Source organism: Mesorhizobium sp. B2-6-1 (assembly GCF_006440475.1).
GTDB lineage: Bacteria > Pseudomonadota > Alphaproteobacteria > Rhizobiales > Rhizobiaceae > Mesorhizobium.
This window is the reverse complement of sequence record NZ_VFUH01000001.1, coordinates 97,370-115,386: the sequence shown is the minus strand read 5'-3', so window position 1 is coordinate 115,386 and position 18,017 is coordinate 97,370. Positions and strand designations below refer to the sequence as shown.

16 protein-coding genes are annotated in these 18,017 nt (G+C 64.4%); 5 read left to right on the top strand and 11 right to left on the bottom strand.

Annotation, left to right across the window (positions count from 1 at the left end; all coding sequences use genetic code 11):
* Positions 1 to 188: 188 nt before the first annotated feature.
* Positions 189 to 1,283: a LacI family DNA-binding transcriptional regulator gene (locus FJ443_RS00580; RefSeq protein ID WP_181167260.1), complete on the bottom strand. Its 1,095-nt coding sequence runs from the start codon at positions 1,281 to 1,283 to the stop codon at positions 189 to 191.
* A gap of 550 nt (positions 1,284 to 1,833) precedes the next feature.
* On the opposite strand from FJ443_RS00580, the gene FJ443_RS00575 reads away from it, so the two are divergent.
* The 4 genes from FJ443_RS00575 to FJ443_RS00560 all read left to right on the top strand — a co-directional run bounded on the left by FJ443_RS00575 (position 1,834) and on the right by FJ443_RS00560 (position 6,247).
* Positions 1,834 to 2,796 carry a sugar-binding protein gene (locus FJ443_RS00575; protein ID WP_140491278.1) on the top strand — a complete coding sequence of 321 codons (963 nt, stop codon included), beginning with the start codon at positions 1,834 to 1,836 and terminating at the stop codon, positions 2,794 to 2,796.
* A gap of 116 nt (positions 2,797 to 2,912) precedes the next feature.
* Positions 2,913 to 4,451 (top strand): sugar ABC transporter ATP-binding protein, encoded by a 1,539-nt coding sequence (locus FJ443_RS00570; protein WP_140524430.1) that lies wholly within the window; start codon positions 2,913 to 2,915, stop codon positions 4,449 to 4,451.
* Positions 4,452 to 4,501: 50 nt separating this feature from the next.
* Positions 4,502 to 5,497: an ABC transporter permease gene (locus FJ443_RS00565; RefSeq protein ID WP_140662363.1), complete on the top strand. Its 996-nt coding sequence runs from the start codon at positions 4,502 to 4,504 to the stop codon at positions 5,495 to 5,497.
* A 231-nt stretch (positions 5,498 to 5,728) separates the two neighbouring features.
* Positions 5,729 to 6,247: a DUF2231 domain-containing protein gene (locus FJ443_RS00560; RefSeq protein ID WP_140493403.1), complete on the top strand. Its 519-nt coding sequence runs from the start codon at positions 5,729 to 5,731 to the stop codon at positions 6,245 to 6,247.
* A 55-nt stretch (positions 6,248 to 6,302) separates the two neighbouring features.
* On the opposite strand, the gene phnN is transcribed toward FJ443_RS00560, so the two are convergent.
* The 9 genes from phnN to FJ443_RS00515 form a co-directional block, all read right to left on the bottom strand.
* Positions 6,303 to 6,935: a phosphonate metabolism protein/1,5-bisphosphokinase (PRPP-forming) PhnN gene (gene phnN, locus FJ443_RS00555; protein WP_181167259.1), complete on the bottom strand. Its 633-nt coding sequence runs from the start codon at positions 6,933 to 6,935 to the stop codon at positions 6,303 to 6,305.
* Positions 6,932 to 8,071, bottom strand: coding sequence for an alpha-D-ribose 1-methylphosphonate 5-triphosphate diphosphatase (locus FJ443_RS00550; protein WP_140650718.1), 1,140 nt, complete (start codon positions 8,069 to 8,071; stop codon positions 6,932 to 6,934). The genes phnN and FJ443_RS00550 overlap by 4 nt, the downstream gene beginning before the upstream one ends.
* A gap of 44 nt (positions 8,072 to 8,115) precedes the next feature.
* Positions 8,116 to 8,823, bottom strand: a complete 708-nt coding sequence (locus FJ443_RS00545; protein WP_140524148.1) for a DUF1045 domain-containing protein — start codon at positions 8,821 to 8,823, stop codon at positions 8,116 to 8,118.
* 151 nt (positions 8,824 to 8,974) lie between these two features.
* Positions 8,975 to 9,787 carry a 5-deoxy-glucuronate isomerase gene (iolB, locus tag FJ443_RS00540; protein ID WP_140524146.1) on the bottom strand — a complete coding sequence of 271 codons (813 nt, stop codon included), beginning with the start codon at positions 9,785 to 9,787 and terminating at the stop codon, positions 8,975 to 8,977.
* 4 nt (positions 9,788 to 9,791) lie between these two features.
* Positions 9,792 to 10,010: a DUF3329 domain-containing protein gene (locus FJ443_RS00535; protein ID WP_140491266.1), complete on the bottom strand. Its 219-nt coding sequence runs from the start codon at positions 10,008 to 10,010 to the stop codon at positions 9,792 to 9,794.
* 40 nt (positions 10,011 to 10,050) lie between these two features.
* Entirely contained in the window at positions 10,051 to 10,968 is a 918-nt protein-coding gene (gene iolE / locus FJ443_RS00530; protein ID WP_140524144.1) for a myo-inosose-2 dehydratase, read from the bottom strand.
* 144 nt (positions 10,969 to 11,112) lie between these two features.
* Positions 11,113 to 12,963, bottom strand: a complete 1,851-nt coding sequence (gene iolD, locus FJ443_RS00525) for a 3D-(3,5/4)-trihydroxycyclohexane-1,2-dione acylhydrolase (decyclizing) (RefSeq protein ID WP_140662361.1) — start codon at positions 12,961 to 12,963, stop codon at positions 11,113 to 11,115.
* A 34-nt stretch (positions 12,964 to 12,997) separates the two neighbouring features.
* Positions 12,998 to 14,932 (bottom strand): 5-dehydro-2-deoxygluconokinase, encoded by a 1,935-nt coding sequence (gene iolC / locus FJ443_RS00520; RefSeq protein WP_140662359.1) that lies wholly within the window; start codon positions 14,930 to 14,932, stop codon positions 12,998 to 13,000.
* 141 nt (positions 14,933 to 15,073) lie between these two features.
* Entirely contained in the window at positions 15,074 to 15,919 is an 846-nt protein-coding gene (locus tag FJ443_RS00515; RefSeq protein WP_181165350.1) for a MurR/RpiR family transcriptional regulator, read from the bottom strand.
* A 155-nt stretch (positions 15,920 to 16,074) separates the two neighbouring features.
* On the opposite strand from FJ443_RS00515, the gene FJ443_RS00510 reads away from it, so the two are divergent.
* On the top strand, positions 16,075 to 17,184 hold the full coding sequence (locus FJ443_RS00510; protein WP_140662356.1) for a Gfo/Idh/MocA family oxidoreductase: 1,110 nt from the start codon (positions 16,075 to 16,077) through the stop codon (positions 17,182 to 17,184).
* A 20-nt stretch (positions 17,185 to 17,204) separates the two neighbouring features.
* On the opposite strand, the gene FJ443_RS00505 is transcribed toward FJ443_RS00510, so the two are convergent.
* Positions 17,205 to 17,903, bottom strand: a complete 699-nt coding sequence (locus FJ443_RS00505; protein WP_140563551.1) for a YafY family protein — start codon at positions 17,901 to 17,903, stop codon at positions 17,205 to 17,207.
* Positions 17,904 to 18,017 lie beyond the last annotated feature (114 nt).

Below are 18,017 nucleotides of genomic sequence, written 5' to 3'. Positions count from 1 at the left end.
TCGCTGGCCGGCATTTTTCACGCCTTCGCGGCCTCGGGGCCGGCGGCCCGACCGCTTGCTGTGCCAATTGAAAGGGCATGCCTGGCTGGCCCCGGCAGCGGGAAAGTCCGACGGGAAAGTCCGTGGCCTGCCGGCGCTCGCGGCGCCGGTTTTCATCGCCCAAATGCTTGCCTTGTCGGCCGGGTCGGTCAGCCTGCCACGGCCCGCACGCTCTCCCTCTCCACCAGCGGACATTCCAGCTTGGTGATGGGATAGCGCCCCCGTCCCACCGTCGCTGGCGCTTCGAGCTGTTCGATCGCCCATTGGCCCATCGCCATATGCGGCAGGATCGAGGTGGTCAGCGGCGGGAACAGATGCCTGGCGATTTCCTCGTCGTCGTAGCCGACCACGGAGATGTCCTGCGGGATGTGCAGGCCGGCTTCCTTCAGCGCTTCGTAGCAGCCGATCGCGGTGCGGTCGTTCTGGCAGAAGATGGCGGTCGGGCGGTCCTTCAGCGCCAGGAGCTTGACGGTCGCGGCATAGCCGGCACTTGCCGACCAGTCGCCCTCGACCACCAGTTCGGGATCGAAAGGGATGTCGGCAGTGGCAAGAGCGCGGCGGTAGCCTTTCAGGCGGTCCTGCGCCGCCTGCATCCAGGGCTCGCCGGTGATGGTGGCGATGCGGCGGTGGCCGTGGCTGATCAAGTGCCGGGTGGAGCTCTGGCCGCCGGCGATCTCGGAGGGCACCACGGCGGGGAAGGCGTAATCCGACGTGTAGCAGTTGAGCAGGATCACCGGGATGTCGAGGCTGTAGAGGAAGTCGGGCGCCGTGATCTCGCGGGTGAAGATGGTCATGTAGATCAGCGCCGAAATGCCCCGCCTGGTCAGCGCCTCTATGGCGCGCGGCTCCATCACGGCGTCGCCCATGGTCTGCGCCACCAGAAGCACGTTGCCGGCGTTCCACGAGGCCTGGCGCGCGCCCTCGATGGCGACGACGGCTTCCGGGCTGGTGGCGAGCTGGTCGACGGCGAAGCCGATCACCCCGTCCAGCCCGTCGAAGGCGCTGGCCGGCGCCTTCAGTGCCGAAAAGGCCGGCGCACTATAGCCCAGCGCGCGCGCCGCCTCGATCACCCGCTCGCGCGTCTGCCGCGACAGTTTTATGCCAGGCGAATTGTTGAGCACGAAGGAAACAGTCGCCTGCGAGCAGCCGGCGGCGCGCGCAATGTCGGTCATGGTGACCCGGCCCTTGGGCTTCACCGGCGCCTTGCGGCGCCTTGCCGTCGCGATATCGGTGGTCTCACTCATGCTGTTCGTGTTCCCCGGCCTGTCCGGCCTGCCCGGCGACCATCAAGGCCGCGCCGGTTTATAGAAATATCGGCTGACTTATATCTATTAGCAGGCGACCGGTCTACTGGCTAAGGGGCTCGGGCAGCTTAAAATCACAGCATATGAGCCGATTATCCCTTTTGCGCCAAACCCTTGCGTTCTCGGCAAAGCCAACGGCGTCACCGCCGGCGCGGTCGCCATCGAACGCAACTAATACCGTTTACTAATACGAAAATGCGCTGTAACGTCTGTCCGTCGCGTCCGTTTTCCCTGGGGCGCGGTGCATGCGAATGGCCCGATGGCAAGCGGATAGTGCCCCGCGAAGCCTTGTCGCGGACATGTGATATGTCAGACAAATCGGACTATTTACGAACGGGGGATGAGTCTCTAAAGTCCGTCGCCGTGGCTGGAACGACGCCATCTTCAGTGCCGGGAACCCTTGAGGAGGAGGGCGTCCAAGCCGCGAACGGCAAATCAGACAAGTGCAGGATCGGCCGGTCCGACGACCGGCCAAAACGGGAGGTTGAACATGAAATCCTTGATACGCAATGCATCCGTGGCCACCGCGGCGCTGCTGCTTGGCCTGACGGCGAGCACGATCGCGCGCGCCGACGACAAGCCGACGCTGGCCTTCGTCGTCAACGGCGCTTCCGACTTCTGGAAGGCGGCCGAAGCCGGCGTCAAGAAGGCGCAGGGCGAACTGCCCGACTACAATCTCGAGCTGAAATATCCCGAGCAGTCCTCGGTCGCCATCCAGCAGCGGCTGATGGACGATCTGGTCACCGCCGGCGTCAAGGGCATCATGGTTTCGGCCGTCGATCCCAAGACCTCGACCGACGGGCTGAACAAGATCGCCTCGGAAACGGCGCTGTTCACCACCGACAGCGACGCTCCGCAGACCAAGCGCGTCGCCTATATCGGTTCGTCCAATGTCGATGCCGGCAAGCAGGCGGCCGAAATCGCCAAGAAGGCGATGCCAGACGGCGGCAAGTGCCTCGGCTTCGTCGGCCTGCTCGGCGCCGACAATGCCAAGGAGCGCATCCAGGGCATGAAGGATGGCCTGGCCGGCACCAAGATCGAGCTCGTCGACGTGCGCGGCGACGACATCGACCAGGCCCGCGCCAAGAAGAATGTCGAGGACGCGCTGGTCGCCAGCCCCGACGTCACCTGCATGGTCGGCTTCTACTCCTACAACACGCCGCGCATCTATGAAGCGCTGCGCGATGCCGGCAAGCTCGGCTCGATCACCGTCGTCGGCTTCGATGACGATCCGATCACCCTGGGCGGCGTCAAGGAAGGCACCATTGCCGCCACCGTCGTGCAGCAGCCCTTCGAGTGGGCCTATCAGGGCATGAAGCTGATGGCATCCTATCTCAAGGGCGACAAGTCGGGCATCCCGGCCGACGGCCTCATCATCATCCCGACCAAGATCATCGGCAAGGATGACGTCGACGCCTACGCCGCCAATCTGAAGGCGATGGCTGGAAACTAAGACCGAAGGCAGTTCAGCCGGCTCAACGTCGCTTGGGCCGGCTGCTCTCGCATTGACGAAGCCTTCGAGGCCAGTCAGTCTGCCAAGAGGTCGGCCCGCCAACGCTGTCAGGCATGATGAATTATACCGACACATCCATCACCGCGACCACCCCGTTCCTCAGCCTCGAGAACGTGCGCAAGACCTATCCGGGCGTCGTCGCGCTCGATGGCTTCTCGATGGAGGTCAGGCCGGGCGAGGTCATCGGCCTCGTCGGCGAGAACGGCGCCGGCAAATCCACCTTGATGAAGATCCTCGGCGGGGTGACGCGGCCCGACAGCGGCACCGTCACCGTCGACGGCACCGCCCATGACGGCCTGAGCGTCGAGGGCAGCCTGGGCTCCGGCATCGCCTTCGTCCATCAGGAACTCAACCTGTTCGAGAACCTCGATGTCGCTGCCAACATCTTCTTCGGCCGCGAACCGCTGCGCGCCGGGCCGCTCAGGCTCGTCGATCGCGCCAGGCTGCGCGCCATGGTGGCGCCGCTCCTGAAGCGCGTCGGCGCCAATTTCTCCGCCGACACGCCCGTCGCCGAACTGTCGCTCGCGCAGCAGCAGATGGTCGAGATCGCCAAGGCGCTGTCGATCAAGGCAAGGCTGGTCATCCTCGACGAACCGACGTCGAGCCTGCCGATCGCCGAGACCGACAAATTGCTCGACGTCATCAGGGCGCTGAAGGCGGACGGCATCAGCGTCATCTTCATTTCGCATCGCCTGCACGAGGTCGAGCGCGTCGCCGACCGCGTCATCGTGCTGCGCGACGGCATGCTGGCCGGCACCTTGCCCAAGCGCGACATCAACCACGACCAGATGGTCAAGCTGATGATCGGCCGCATGCTGAAGGAGCGCGAGAAGGCTTCCGAGGCGGCCCGCGCCCCCGGCGCCGTCGCCCTGTCGGCCAAGGCCATCCGCACCCCGACCTATCCCGGCCGCCCGGTAGATCTCGACGTCAGGCGCGGTGAAATCCTCGGCCTTGCCGGCCTTGTCGGTTCCGGCCGCACCGAGCTGGCGCGGGTGTTCTTCGGCATCGAAAGCAGCCTTGGCGGCACGCTCGAGCTCGCCGGCAAGCCGCTCGCCCTGGGCTCGGCGGCCGATGCCGTCGCGCACGGCATCTTCCTGGTGCCGGAGGACCGCAAGCTGACCGGCATCCTGCTCGACCTTTCGATCGCCCAGAACATTTCGCTGCCCAACCTGCCGGCGCATGCCAAGCGCTCCTTGGTGTCGACCAGCGCCGAAACGGCAACCGCCGAGAAGCAGAAAAAAGATCTCGGCATCAAGGCGCCCTCGGTGCAGACGCGCACCGGCACGCTGTCGGGCGGCAACCAGCAGAAGGTCGTGCTGGCCAAATGGCTGGCGATGAACCCCAAGGTGATGATCCTCGATGAGCCGACGCGCGGCATCGACATCGGCGCCAAGGCGGAGATCTACGGGCTGATGCGTGCGCTGGCCGACGCCGGCGTCGCCGTGCTGATGATCTCCAGCGACATGGAGGAGGTGATCGGCGTGTCCGACCGCATCGCCGTCATGCATGAGGGCCAGATCTCGGGCATTCTGGACAAGGACCAGTTCAGCCAGGAAAACGTGCTGCTGCTGGCGGTAGGCAAGCAGCCGAAATAATTCTGCCGCCGCGCCGCGGAAGCGCTCGGGCCGGCATTGGGGAGAAGATGATGAGCAAGAAAGATCTCGGCCTGCTGATCCTGATCCTGGTGGTCGGCGCCATCGTCGCCATCATCAATCCGCGCTTCCTGCTGCCTATCAATCTCGCCAACACCTCGAACCTGATCGGACTGTTCGGCATCCTGTCGATCGGCCAGGCCTTCGTCATCATCACCGGCGGCATCGAATTGTCGGTCGGCTCGCTGGTGGCGCTGCTGGGAACGCTTTTCATCGACTTCATCGCCGTGCGCGGTATGGAATGGCCGCTGGCCTTCGTGCTCATCCTGGTGCTCGGTGCCATCATCGGCCTGGCGCATGGCTGGCTGATCACGCGGCTCAAATTGCAGCCCTTCGTGGTGACCTTGTGCGGCCTTTTGATCTATCGCGGCGTCGCCCGCTTCTACACCGCCGACGGCACCGCCGGCTTCGCCTTCGGCCAGAGTTTCCCGGAGCTCGAATTCTTGACCGCCGGCCGCTCCTGGGGCGTGCCGAACTCCTTCTTCGCCCTGATCGTCATCGCCATCGTCATGTGGGTGGTGCTGCACCGCTCGGTGTTCGGCCGCTATCTCTACGCCATCGGCAAGAACGAGGAGGCGGCGAAATATTCCGGCATCCGCACCGGGCGTGTCGTCATGGCCGCCTACGTCATCTGCGGGGTACTGACGGCGCTGTCGGCGATCTATTTCGCCATGTACACGCGATCCATCTCGCCGGCCAGCCACGGCCAGTTCTACGAGCTTTACGCCATTGCCGCGGCCGTGCTCGGCGGCTTCTCGCTGCGCGGCGGCGAGGGCTCGCTGATCGGCGTCATCCTCGGCACCGTGCTGCTGCAGGAGCTGCAGAACCTCGTCAATCTGCTCGGCATCCCGTCCTCGCTCAACTTCGCGGTGATGGGCGGCGTCATCCTCATCGGCGTGCTGATCGACCAGCAGTGGGGCGTGTTCCGCGCGCGGCGGCGCATGGTCGACGCCAGCCGCAAGAGCATCGCCGGGGCAGCGGCGGAATAGTCAGGGGCAAAAAGCCGCCGTCCGCCGTGGCCGTCGAAAGATAACGCCGCTCTATCTCGCCCGCCCCGCAATTCCGCTCGATCTGTTGTCGGCCGTATCTGTGCGGCCCCAAGTGACTTGAGTGCAAAAGGGGGGCGGCATCGCGAAAACGGTCTTGCGAGCTTCCATCCGGATTGGAACGAAACCCTTATCTGGGCGTTGTTCAAAGCTTTTCTATTCGGAGGCATTGTCATGGCCGCGAATCCGCTAAGCACCGCCAAGGTGGGAGGTCATCCCATCCATCCGATGCTCATTCCCTTTCCTGTCGCGTTCCTTGTCGGCGCGTTTCTCACCGATTTGATGTTCTGGGGGACTGCCGACGCCTTTTGGGCACGCGCGTCGATGTGGCTGATTGGAGCAGCCATCGTCATGGCTCTCCTGGCGGCGATTGCCGGCTTTATCGATTTCCTGAGCGAGCCGCGCATCCGCGCCCTGACGGACGCCTGGTACCACATGGTCGGCAATTTGACCGCCGTCGTTCTGGCGCTGATCAATTTCTATCTTCGCTACAGCCAAGGCGCCGAAGCGGCAGTTCGCCCATGGGGAGTGCTGCTTTCATTGATCGTTGTCTGCATCCTGCTGTTTACCGGCTGGAAAGGCTGGGAAATGGTGTACCGCCATCACGTCGCGGTTCTGGACGCGCCGACACAACCTTCGGCAACGCCGTCGGCCAGCACGCGTCGTGCCGATCACGACCGGCACGCGGCATAAAAGGAAGGTGTTTCGATGTTCAGGTCAGGCGAGCGCCACCTGACCATCAACACCTTTAGTCGATCAGCCCCGACATGTCGGAGAACGCCATCGCCTTGCGCAGCACCTCGGCAAAGCGCTCGCCTGCCGCTTCGCGCGAACCGCTATTGTCGATCGAGGTGACGCCGGGTCCGGAGAGCGTCACAGGGGCGCTGCGCGCCAGGCGTGCCAGAACCTCCCCGCGCGACTCGCGGCCACGCATCGCCAGCCGCCCGGCCAGCACATCGGGCGAAGCGGTGATCTCGACGATGACCAGATTGGCATAGCGCTTTCGCAAGGCAGGGATGATCGCGCGCGATACGTTGGCGACAGCGACATGGCCGTTGGCCACTGCCCAATCGACCTCGGCCGGCAGGCCGTAGCGCAGGCCGTGCGCCTCCCAGGAGACGGCGAAGGCGCCGTCGGCTTCGGCTTCGATGAAGGCGGCATCCGCCAGCGTGTCGTGATCCTCGCTTGCCGTGTCGCTCGGTCTGGTGATGACGCGGCGCACGAACTCCAGCCGCGGCTCGTCGGCGAAAAGCGCCTTGGCATGGCCGATGATCGTATCCTTGCCGGCGCCGCTCGGGCCCACCACGGCAACGAAGACGCCGTCGCGTATCGGAAACGCCTCGGCCGACAGTTCACGCTCGATCAATGCCGAAGCCATCACGCGACCCGCCGCCCCTGCCGCCAGACCGTGCGCACCACCGGAACGTGGTCGTCGAGGCGCACGCGCACCAGGTCGGCCCGGCGGCCCTCTTCGATGACGCCGCGATCGGAAAGACCGACGGCCTCGGCCGGGTTCTTGGACACCATTGCCACCGCCTGCGGCAGGGAAATGCTATCGACGACGTCGCCGAGAAAGAAGGCGGACTGGATCAGGCTGAAGGGGATGTAGTCGGACGACAATATGTCGAGCAGGCCGTCGCTGGCCAGCGTGCGCGCCGAGACGTTGCCCGAATGCGAGGCGCCCCGCATGACATTGGGCGCGCCCATCAGCACGCCGAGCCCTGCATCCTTCGAAGCCCTGGCGGCTTCCTCGGTGGTTGGGAATTCGGCAACGCGCACGCCTTGCTCGATGGCTTCGTCGACATGGCCCGTCGTCGCATCGTCATGGCTCGCAAGCACGATGCCGCGCTCGTGGCAGGCGGCGGCGATGAAGACGCGGTTCGGGGCCGAATTCCGTGCCGATTCGCCCATCCGCTTCTCGCAGAATTTCTGGAAATCGCGATCGGTCAGCTTCAGCTTGCGTTGATAGTAGTAGGCATAGGTTTCGAGGTTGACGAACTGGCGCTGGCCCGGCGCATGGTCCATCAGCGAGGCGAGCTTCACCCGTTCGTCGGTCTCGAAATTGGCGAAGGCCCTGAGGCAATCCGGCGCCGAGACCTCGCAGCGCAGATGGATGAAATGGTCGGCCCGCAATCGATCCATCCGCACGCTGTCCTCGATCGCGTCGGCGAGCTTGCGGATATCGGTGGCGTTGAGATCGGCATCCTGGTCCATGCCGACACGCAAGGCGTCGAGCACGGTGGTAATGCCGGCGGTCGCCACTTGCGCGTCATGGGCGAGCACGGCGGCGATCGGGTTCCACCGCACCTTCGGCCGCGGCGCATAATGGCCTTCGAGATGATCGGTGTGAAGCTCGACCAGCCCCGGAATGATGAAGTCGCCAGCCATGTCCTCGCCGGCTCGCACGGCGCCGGAGGATATGTCGGCGATCAGACCGTCACGCATCACGAGCGAGCCCTCGATGATCTCGTCGGCAAGAACGATGCGGGCGTTGCTCAGAATGGTCTCGGCGGTCATTTCAGGCAGTCCTTGGTTTTTTCTCGCCTTTACGGCTTGTTGCTTCAGGCGGTTTTTCTGGCCGGACGGCGCCCGAGCGCGTGCTGGGAAAGCACCATGAACGGGGCGCCGGGTTCGGGCTCGATGAACAACGTCAGCGCGTCCACCGGAACCGGCTGGCGCAGCACCTCGGCGAACAGGCCCTCGATTGCCAGGCGAAGACGAAGGCTTTCCTGTGGCCCGGCCCTGCCGGACAGCGTCATGTGAAAGCGGAAGCTCTCGAAGACGTAAGGATAGCCCCATTGGCAGAGATTGCGGAATTCGCCCGGCTTCAGCGAGTCCGGGCTGCGCCGCTCGATCTCGGCCTCCGTCAACGGCGCGCGAAAGCGGTCGAAATCGCGCACCACGTCATCGGCGAAGCGATTGAGCGGAGGCAATGGCGCCTCCGGCACCAGTGCGAAGAAACCGTCGATCTGGCTGACGACGAGACGCGGGATCATCACAACGGGCGTCGCCTCGGCAAAGGCGTCGAGCGCTGCGCGCAACGAGGCTTCGGTTTCGTTGGCCGCTAACCGGAAAGGGGCTTTCAGCGTTGCGTGAAAACCATAGCGCCGTGCCGATGCGGTGTGGAAGGCGACTTCCGCCGCCGACAAATCGCCCACCGCCTCCACCGGTCGCGTCGCGGCGCCGAACGGGTCACGGCCCAGCCAGTTGGCGGCGATCCGCGCCAATTTTTCGTCCTGTTGGGGGGTGAAGTAGATGGCGTAGCGCATCGAAAATCCTCGTCAGCCCGTTGCCATAGGTGATTTCCATGACGGATTGACGAAGCTTTGAAGGGTTTTCGAAGGCAAATCGACCCCGCCGGTCCTTAGCCGACGATTTTTCTGATCTGGACCAACAGGTTCAGCCGTGAACGCGCAACGGTCAGGCCTTCATCAGCCATTCGTGCTCGGGCGCATTGTGGAATTTCCACGTCCGCTTCGGGCCGGCCATGACGTTGAGATAGTAGAGGTCGTAGCCATGGCAAGCCGCGCAGGGGTGATAGCCCTTGGGCACCAGCACGACGTCGCCGTCCTCGATCGCCATCGCCTCGTCCAGCGCGCGGGAGCCGTCCTTGTCGGCGTCGGTATAGACCCGCTGGAAAGCAAAGCCCTGCGGCGGGTTGAGGCGGTGATAATAGGTTTCCTCGAGATAGGATTCGTTAGGCAGATTGTCCTGGTCGTGCTTGTGCGGCGGATAGCTCGACGTATGGCCGCCGGGCGTGATGACCTCGACCACCAGCAGCGAATCGGCCGGCTTGCCCTCGGGCAGGATGTTGGTGACGTAGCGCGTATTGGTGCCCTTGCCGCGCACCTCCTGGCCGAGGTCGTCAGGCCCGATGACGCGAACCGGCAGGCCGCCGCTCAATCCCGGCGCCGAGCAGACCGCCAGTTCCAGTCCGCTATCAGCCGTCACCGACCAGTCCGATCCCTGCGGCACATAGACCGACCATGGTTTGCCTTCGAAGGGCGACATGCGCTGGCCAAGCAGGCCGAGATCCTTGCCGCCGGCCGTGACCGTGCCCTTGCCGGTGACGAACACCAGGCAGACTTCGCGATCGTCCGTTGTTCCCGAAGCCGTTTCGCCCGGTTCCAGCCGGTGCAGGTCGAACCCGACATAGGTCCATCCGGCGCTTTGCGGCGTGACATGCGCGACACGGCCATGGCCCTTGTCGGCTTTGACCAGCAGCTTCGACATCCGGTTACTCCTTCGGTTCGACTTCGGCGGGCGCCTTGTTCTCGTCGGCCGGCTTGTAGAGATAAAAAAACTGCCAGACGCCATAGCCGGCGAAGCCCAGCGCGATCACGCCCCAGAACGGCGTGCCGCTCGCGAATTCGATGATCGACCAGATGACGCAGACCGCGACGACGGCGACACGCCGCCATAGGGGCCGGAAGAAGGGGTGCTCGGAATCTTTCATCGCGGCAACCTACAGCAAGCCCGGCCTGGCGAGAACCCGATCAGACATCGGGGAAGCCCTGGGTCTCGACCGTGTAGCCGGCCGCCGTCATCACCCGCATCAACTCCTTGTGGCCCACCTGCGCCATCTTGAGCGGCGGGTTCTTCTTCGGGTCCTGTTCGGCCTCGACCACGAACCAGCCTTCATAGCCGTGGTCGGCGAAACGCTGCACGATGGCGCCGAAATCCAGCGAGCCGTCGCCCGGCACGGTGAAGGCGCCGAGAGCCACCGCATCGAGGAAGGACTGCCTCGTGCGGTCGAGCTTCTCGATCACGCCCATGCGTACATCCTTCACATGCACATGGCTGATGCGCTTGTGGTGATTGTCGATGGCGCGCAGCACATCGCCGCCGGCAAAGGCCAGATGTCCAGCGTCAAGCAGCAGCGGAATGCCCGCTCCGGAATGGCGCATGAAGGCGTCGAGCTCCGCCTCGGTCTCGACCACCGCCGCCATATGGTGATGATAGGAAAGCGGCATGCCTTGCTCGGCGCACCATTCGCCGAATTCGGTCAGGCGCCTGGCATAGGCCTTCATCTCGTCGCTCGAGAGTTTCGGCTTGGTGGCGAGCGGCTTCGAGCGGTCGCCCTGGATCGAACGGCCAACCTCGCCATAGACGATGCAAGGCGCGTTGACCGCCTTGAACAGGTCGATCATCGGCTGGATGCGATCCTTGTTCTTGCTCATCTCCTCGTCGACCAGCGTGCCCGAGAACCAGCCGCCGCACAGTGTGACGTCAGCCGCCTTCAGGATCGGCAGCATCACCTTGGGGTCCTTGGGAAAGCGCCGTCCCATCTCCATGCCGGTGAAGCCGGCCGAACGCGACTGGCGTAGGCACTCCTCCAACGACACGTCGTCGCTGAGTTCCGCAAGATCGTCGTTCCACCACGCGATGGGGGACATGCCCAGTTTGGCTTTCAAGTCGTCACTCCGGTTCTTGTTCACCCTCCCCCTTGTGGGGAGGGTCGCTGCGAAGCAGCGGGGTGGGGGTGCGGCGCCAGACCCCACCCGGACCTTCGGTCCGACCTCCCCACAAGGAGAGGTAGGGGGTGGGCAGCGCCGAGATCAATCGCCGACGCTCTGCATCCGCCGCTTCTCGTCATAGACCTTGCGCGCCGCGTTCACTTGGCTGCGCTCGGAGACTTCCGGCACCGCCACGTCCCACCAGTGGCCGCCGGCATCGGTGGAGACCAGCGGATCGGTGTCGATGACCAGCACCGTGGTGCGGTCGTTGCCTTTCGCCTGAGCCAGCGCCGTCTCCAGCCCTGCGATCGACGAGACCTTCTCGGCGATCGCCCCCATGCTCGCGGCGTGCGCGGCAAAGTCGACGTCGGGCAGCACCTCGTGGCGCGCGTCCTTCAGGAGATTGTTGAAGTTGGCGCCGCCGGTCGCCATCTGCAGCCGGTTGATGCAGCCAAAACCCCTGTTGTCGAGCAGCACGATGGTCAGCTTCAGGCCGAGCATCACCGAGGTGGCGATCTCGGAATTGAGCATCAGATAAGAGCCGTCGCCGATCATGACGACGACCTCTTCGTCAGGCTTGGCCATCTTGGTGCCGAGCCCGCCCGCAATCTCATAGCCCATGGTCGAGAAGCCGTATTCTGCGTGGTAGGAGCCGGGCGCGCCGGCCTGCCAAAGCTTGTGCAATTCGCCCGGCAGCCCGCCGGCGGCGTTGAGCAGCGTCACGCCGGAGCCCATGGCGCGTTGCACGGCGCCGATCACCTGCGCGTCGGAAGGGTAGGCGGCATTGGTCGACGCCGTCACCTTGGCGGCTTCGGCCTGCCATTCCTTCTTGCCGGCTGCCGCATTGTCGGTCCAGGCGGATGGCGCCTTCCAACCCTTCAGCGCGGCACCGAGTTCGGCCAAGCCTTCGGCCGCGTCGGCGACCAGCGGCGATGCCCGATGCTTGCCGGCATCGAAAGGCTGCACATTCAAGCCGATGATGGTCTTGCCCGAATTCTTGAACAGCGCCCAGGAGCCGGTGGTGAAATCCTGCAGGCGCGTGCCGATGGCGAGCACGACATCGGCCTCTTCCGCCAGCCGGTTGGCGGCCGACGTGCCGGTGACGCCGATCGCCGCCATGTTGAGCGGATGATCGTCCGGCAGCGAGGATTTGCCGCCCTGCGTTTCGCAGACCGGAATGCCGGCGCCTTCAACGAATTTCGCCAGTTCGTCCGAGGCCCGAGAATAGAGCACGCCGCCGCCGGCGATCACCAGCGGCTTGCTTGCGCTCTTCAGCGCTGCAACCGCAGCCGCCAATTCAGCCCGGTCCGGGCGCGGCCGGCGCTGGCGCCAGACCCGTTCGGCAAAGAAGCTCTCGGGATAGTCATAGGCCTCGGCCTGCACGTCCTGGCAGAGCGACAAGGTCACCGGCCCGCATTCGGCCGGGTCGGTCAGCACGGCCATGGCGCGGTTCAGCGCCGGGATGATCTGCTCCGGCCGCGTGATACGGTCGAAATAGCGCGACACCGGACGAAAACAGTCATTGACCGTCGCCGTGCCGTCGGAAAAATCCTCGGCCTGCTGCAGCACCGGGTCAGGAATGCGGTTGGCGAAGACGTCGCCCGGCAGAAACAGGACAGGCAACCTGTTTACATGCGCAAGTGCCGCCGCCGTCACCATGTTGAGCGCGCCGGGTCCGATCGAAGAGGTGGCGGCCATGAAGCGGCGACGGAAATTGGCCTTGCCATAGGCGATCGCCGCATGCGCCATCGCCTGTTCATTGTGGGCGCGGAAGGTCGGCAGTTCGTCGCGCACTTGGTAGAGCGCCTCGCCGATGCCGGCAACATTGCCGTGGCCGAAGATGGCCCAGACGCCGCCGAAGATCGGTACCCTTGCGCCGTCGATCTCGGTCTTCTGTTTGCTCAGGAAACGGGTCAGCGCCTGCGCCATCGTCAGGCGGATTGTCTTGCTCATTGGTTTCCTCCGCAGTCCCAGTGCCCGTGCCTTCTTATGCTGCTTTACGGCCGCGCGCGGCAAGCCATGCCTCGGTCAGCTGCTCGAAGCGCGATGCCATGTCGGCAACCGCTTCGTCGTCCGACATCCTGCCGGAAAGCCATTGTTCGGCGGCGTTGATGAAGATGGTGCGGCCGACCGCGAAACCCTTCACGATAGGCGCCTTGGCCGTCGCTGCGAAGGCGGCCTCCAACTCGTCCTGCGGCGCCTCCAGGCCGAGCAGCACGACGCCGCGGCACCAGGGGTCGTTCTTCAGGATCACGGCCTCGATCTTCGTCCACGCGCCTGCGGATGCCTGCGGTTCGAGCTTCCACCAATCCGGCTTGATGCCGAGCGCATAGAGTTCCTCAAGCGCACGCGGGATGGTCGTGTCGTCGAGCTTGCCGTGCTTGCCGGCGATGATCTCGATGAGAAGCTCCCTGCCCACTTTCCGCGCGGCCTCGAACAGAGTGCGTAATTTCTGCTGCTGTTCCTCCTTCAAGCCCGGCGGATCGTCGGGATGATAGAAGCACAGGCATTTGATGCAGTGTTCGACCGGCCATTCGGTGAGCTGCGAGCCGATATCCTGCGAGAATTCGAAACGCAGCGGCCGCGAGCCCGGCAACTCCACCGGCCGCCCGAGCCAGGCAAAGGAATGCCTGGCGAATTCGAACATCGCCTCGCGGCCATGTCGCTCGTCAAGCAGCATGCCGTAGCCGTCGCGTCCGGCGGCGACCTTGGCCGCCGCCTTCACCGTCAGCACCTTGAAATCCTCGATGCGCGAGGCATCGGCGCCGGTCTTGGCCGCGACGTCCTCGAGCTGCACCCGGTGATCGCAGGCGAACGCCATCAGCGAGGGAATGTCGTGCCGGCGCGTCGTTGCCCAGTGGATGTGGTTGATCGCCTCGTCCTTGCGCAAGGCCAGATGCCTGCTGCCGTGTTTGAGGAAGAACTGCAATTCCTCGAAGGTCGGATATTCCGGCGCACACAACAGCCGCGACACGGCGAAGGCGCCGCAGGCATTGGCCCAGGTCGCCGCCGTGGCAAGGCTTTCGCCGCCCAGCCAGCCGCGTAGGAAGCCCGACATGAAGGCATCGCCGGCGCCAAGCACGTTGTAGATCTCGATCGGAAAACCCTTGCCGACCACGCCGTCCTCGAGATCGTCGCTGATAGGCCCGTCATAGACGATGCAGCCCATGGCGCCGCGCTTCAAGACGATGGTGGCCGGGGACAGCGAACGGATCGTCTTCAGGGCGCTCAGGCAGTCGTCGGCGCCCGAGGCGATCATGATCTCTTCCTCGGTGCCCACGACGAGGTCGCAATCGGGCAGCACCGTCTTCAACTGCGCCGAGACGCGGTCGGACTTGACGTAGCGCTCAAAACCCTCGGCGTGGCCGGCCAGGCCCCAGAGGTTCGGCCGGTAGTCGATGTCGAACACGACCTTGCCGCCCTTGGCCTTCATGATGCGGATCGCCTTGCGCTGGGCGGCATCGCTGTTGGGCCGGGAAAAATGCGTGCCGGTGACGACGACCGCGCGAGCCGAGGAAATAAACGTCTCGTCGATGTCCTCCTCGGCCAGCGCCATGTCGGCGCAGTCGGAGCGGTAGAAGATCATCGGCGAAACGCCTTCGCTCTCGACCGAAAGCAGCACCAGCGCGGTCAATCGCTCCTTGTCGGTCTTCAGCCCGTCGGTGTTGACGCCTTCGCGCTTCAATTGTTCACGGATGAAGCGGCCCATCTGCTCGTCACCGACCCGCGTCAGCAGCGCCGAACGCAGGCCGAGCCGCGCCGTGCCGACCGAGATGTTGGCCGGGCAGCCGCCCACCGACTTGGCGAAGGAGGTGATGTCCTCCAGCCGCGAGCCGATCTGCTGGCCATAGAGGTCGACGGAAGCCCGCCCGATGGTGATGACGTCGAGCGCAGCGTATTTCGCGTCCACGGCTTCGCTCATTGGAACCTCCCGTCGGGCCTGTTATGTTGGGGTACACGCGCGAGCGGCAGCGTGGCGCCGAAAAATATGAAATAATAATTCCAATCCATAGTCAATATGGAATGAGCATTCCCCGATCTAAAATCGCCTTTTGCCTTCCACTCAGGCCTTGCGCCCTTTGCCGGGGTTGCGCCGCTTCTCGCCGACGCCAACGGTCAGCGCCATGGCCAGCGCCATCGTCGCCGATAGCGAGCGGAAGCCGGCAAAATCCGCCTCGGCAACCTCGAACCAGACGCTGGCGAACTGAGCAAGCGGTGAAAACGAGCTGTCGGTGATGGCAATGATCGGCACGCCCTGTTCCGAAATCGTGCGCGCCTCCTCGATCGTGGCCGGCGCATAGGGCGAGAAGGAAATGGCGACGACGGCATCCGCGGGCGTCGCAAAGCTGACCATCTCGGCGTTGAGGCCGGCGGCTGATTCGATCAGCTGGTTGCGGATCTTCAGCTTGCCAAGCGCATAGGCGATGTAGGACGCCACCGGATAGGAGCGCCGCTTGGCCAGCACATAGATGGTCTGTGCCTTGGCCAGCAGGGAAATCGCTTCTTCCAGATGCGCGTCGTCCAGCGTGCGCGAAATGTCGTTGAGCGAGGTGCTGGCGGCGGCGACGAAGCCGTCGAAGATCGCCCGGTGGCCGGCGCCGCCCTCGGCCTTGGCGCGCAGCGCCTGCAGCCGTTCGTCATAGGAGGAGTTGCGCTCGCGCAGCCGTTCGCGAAACACCTGCTGCAGGCTGGTGAAGCCGTCAAAGCCGAGCTGCTGGGCAAAGCGGATCAGCGTCGAGGGCTGCACGCCGGCCGAGGCGGCGATGCTGGCGGCGGTGCCGAAGGCGATATCGTCGGGATTGTCGAGCGCATAAGCGGCGATCTGGGCGATGCGCTTGGGCAGGCTTTCGCGCCGATCGAGGATCGTGGCGCGCAGCGTCTCGAAGTCGCGAGGTACCCGTTCGTCCATCGTCGGCCCGTCCAAGCTCATCGGTGAAGCGTCCTCTCTGCCCCATCATAGCGAGGCTGCGCAAGAACACCATAAAAAATGAGGCAGACATTCCATTCCGAACAAAAATGGACTAATTCATCCACGTAGCATCCATGACGGTGGAGGAACGGAAAATGGTCGGCGTCGGTCTTATCGGCACGGGATTTATGGGCAAGTGCCACGCCATCGCGTGGAGTGCCGTCGGCGCCGTCTTTCCAGACATGACCAAACCGCGGCTTGTCCATCTCGGCGAGGTCAATGAGGATCTCGCCAGGCGCAAGGCCGGCGAGTTCGGTTTCGCCAGGGCGTCCGGTGACTGGCGCGCCGTCGTCAACGATCCCGAAGTGGACGTCGTCTCGCTCACCACGCCCAACCAGTTCCATCCGGAAATGGCCATCGCAGTTCTCGAGGCCGGCAAGCATTTGTGGTGCGAAAAGCCGATGGCGCCGAGCTTCGCCGAAGCCGAGGCGATGGCGGCCGCGGCGAAGAAATCCGGCAAGGTCGCGGCGCTCGGTTACAATTACATCCAGAGCCCGGCCATCCGCCACATCGGCGCGCTGCTGGACGAAAAGATCATCGGCGAGGTCAACCATCTGCGCATCGAGATGGACGAGGATTTCATGGCCGATCCCGAGGCGCTGTTCTTCTGGAAGCACGAGGCATCTTCCGGCTATGGCGCGCTTGATGATTTCGCCGTGCATCCGCTGTCGCTGGTGTCGACCCTGTTCGGCCGCGTCGCCAGCGTCATCTGCGACATGGCCAAGCCCTATGCCGACCGCAAGCTGGCCGCCGGCGGCCGCCGCGCGGTCGAGACCTACGACATTGCCTCCGTGCTGATGCATCTGGAGAACGGCATCGCCGGCACGCTTCTGGTCAACCGTTCGGCCTGGGGCCGCAAGGGCCGCATCGCCGTCCAGATCTTCGGCTCCAAGGGCTCGATCCTGTTCGACCAGGAGCGGATGAATGAGTTCCAGCTCTACCTCACATCGGATCGCCCGACCGAACAGGGCTATCGCACCATCCTGGTGGCGCCGCAGCACAAGCCCTACGATCTGTTCGTGCCCGCGCCCGGGCATAGCCTCGGCTTCAACGATCTCAAGATCATCGAATGCCATGAACTGCTGACCCGGCTCGCCGGCAGACCGGCGCGGCTCATCGAATTCGACGAAGGTCTGGAGATCGAGCGCACCGTGCATGCGATGGCGCGATCGTTCGAGGAGAAGCGCTGGGTGGATGTAAGGTAAGGTTCGCTCCGCTGGTCGGTTTAGCCGACGGCCGCTGCGTTGACTTCCCACCCATTGACCCAGATCTGCCGCAACCGATCGCCTTCGCCCTTGAAGCGCAGTCCCGTCGGCTGGCAATCCTCGATGCGGTCGCTGCGGAAATTGCGGATCGCCTGGCGCAGCTCGCACCAGGCGACGATGTTGGCGGTCTCGGCGTAATAGATCAGCGCGATCGGGCGGATGAGGCGCTCGGAAGCGCGGCCAAGCTCGTCGCGATAGGAGAGGTCGAGCTTCTCCTCGTCGCGTATGGCGCGGCGCACCAGCGCCAGGTCGATCGCACCTGCAGAGGGCGCGGCGAATCCCCACGCATGCAGCGCATTGGCGTCGAGCGTCTGGCGCAAAGGCGGCGGTACGGCGCCGGCGATCTTGGCGCCGACGCGCTTGGCTGCCTGCTTGAGCTCGTCGTCGCCCGTGCGCTCCAGCAGCGCCAGTGACAGCACGATCGCCTCCATCTCCTCGATCGAAAACATCAGAGGCGGCAAGTCGAAGCCGGGGCGCAGGATATAGCCGATGCCCCTCCCGCCCTCGATCGGCACGCGCATGGCCTGAAGCGCTGCGATGTCGCGATAGATCGAGCGTATCGTCACCTCCAGCTGCGCGGCTATCATTGCCGCCGTCACCGGCTGCCGCGCCAGCCGCAGGATCTGGATGATCTCGAACAGGCGCGACGCCTTGCGCATTTTTCTCACCCGTTGCTGATCACAACTGACACATCATCGTCAGTTGGTTCGGCCTATAGGATCGTCTATCGGATTGAAAATCAACAGGTTCCGCTGCGGCTGGGCCGAGCGAGG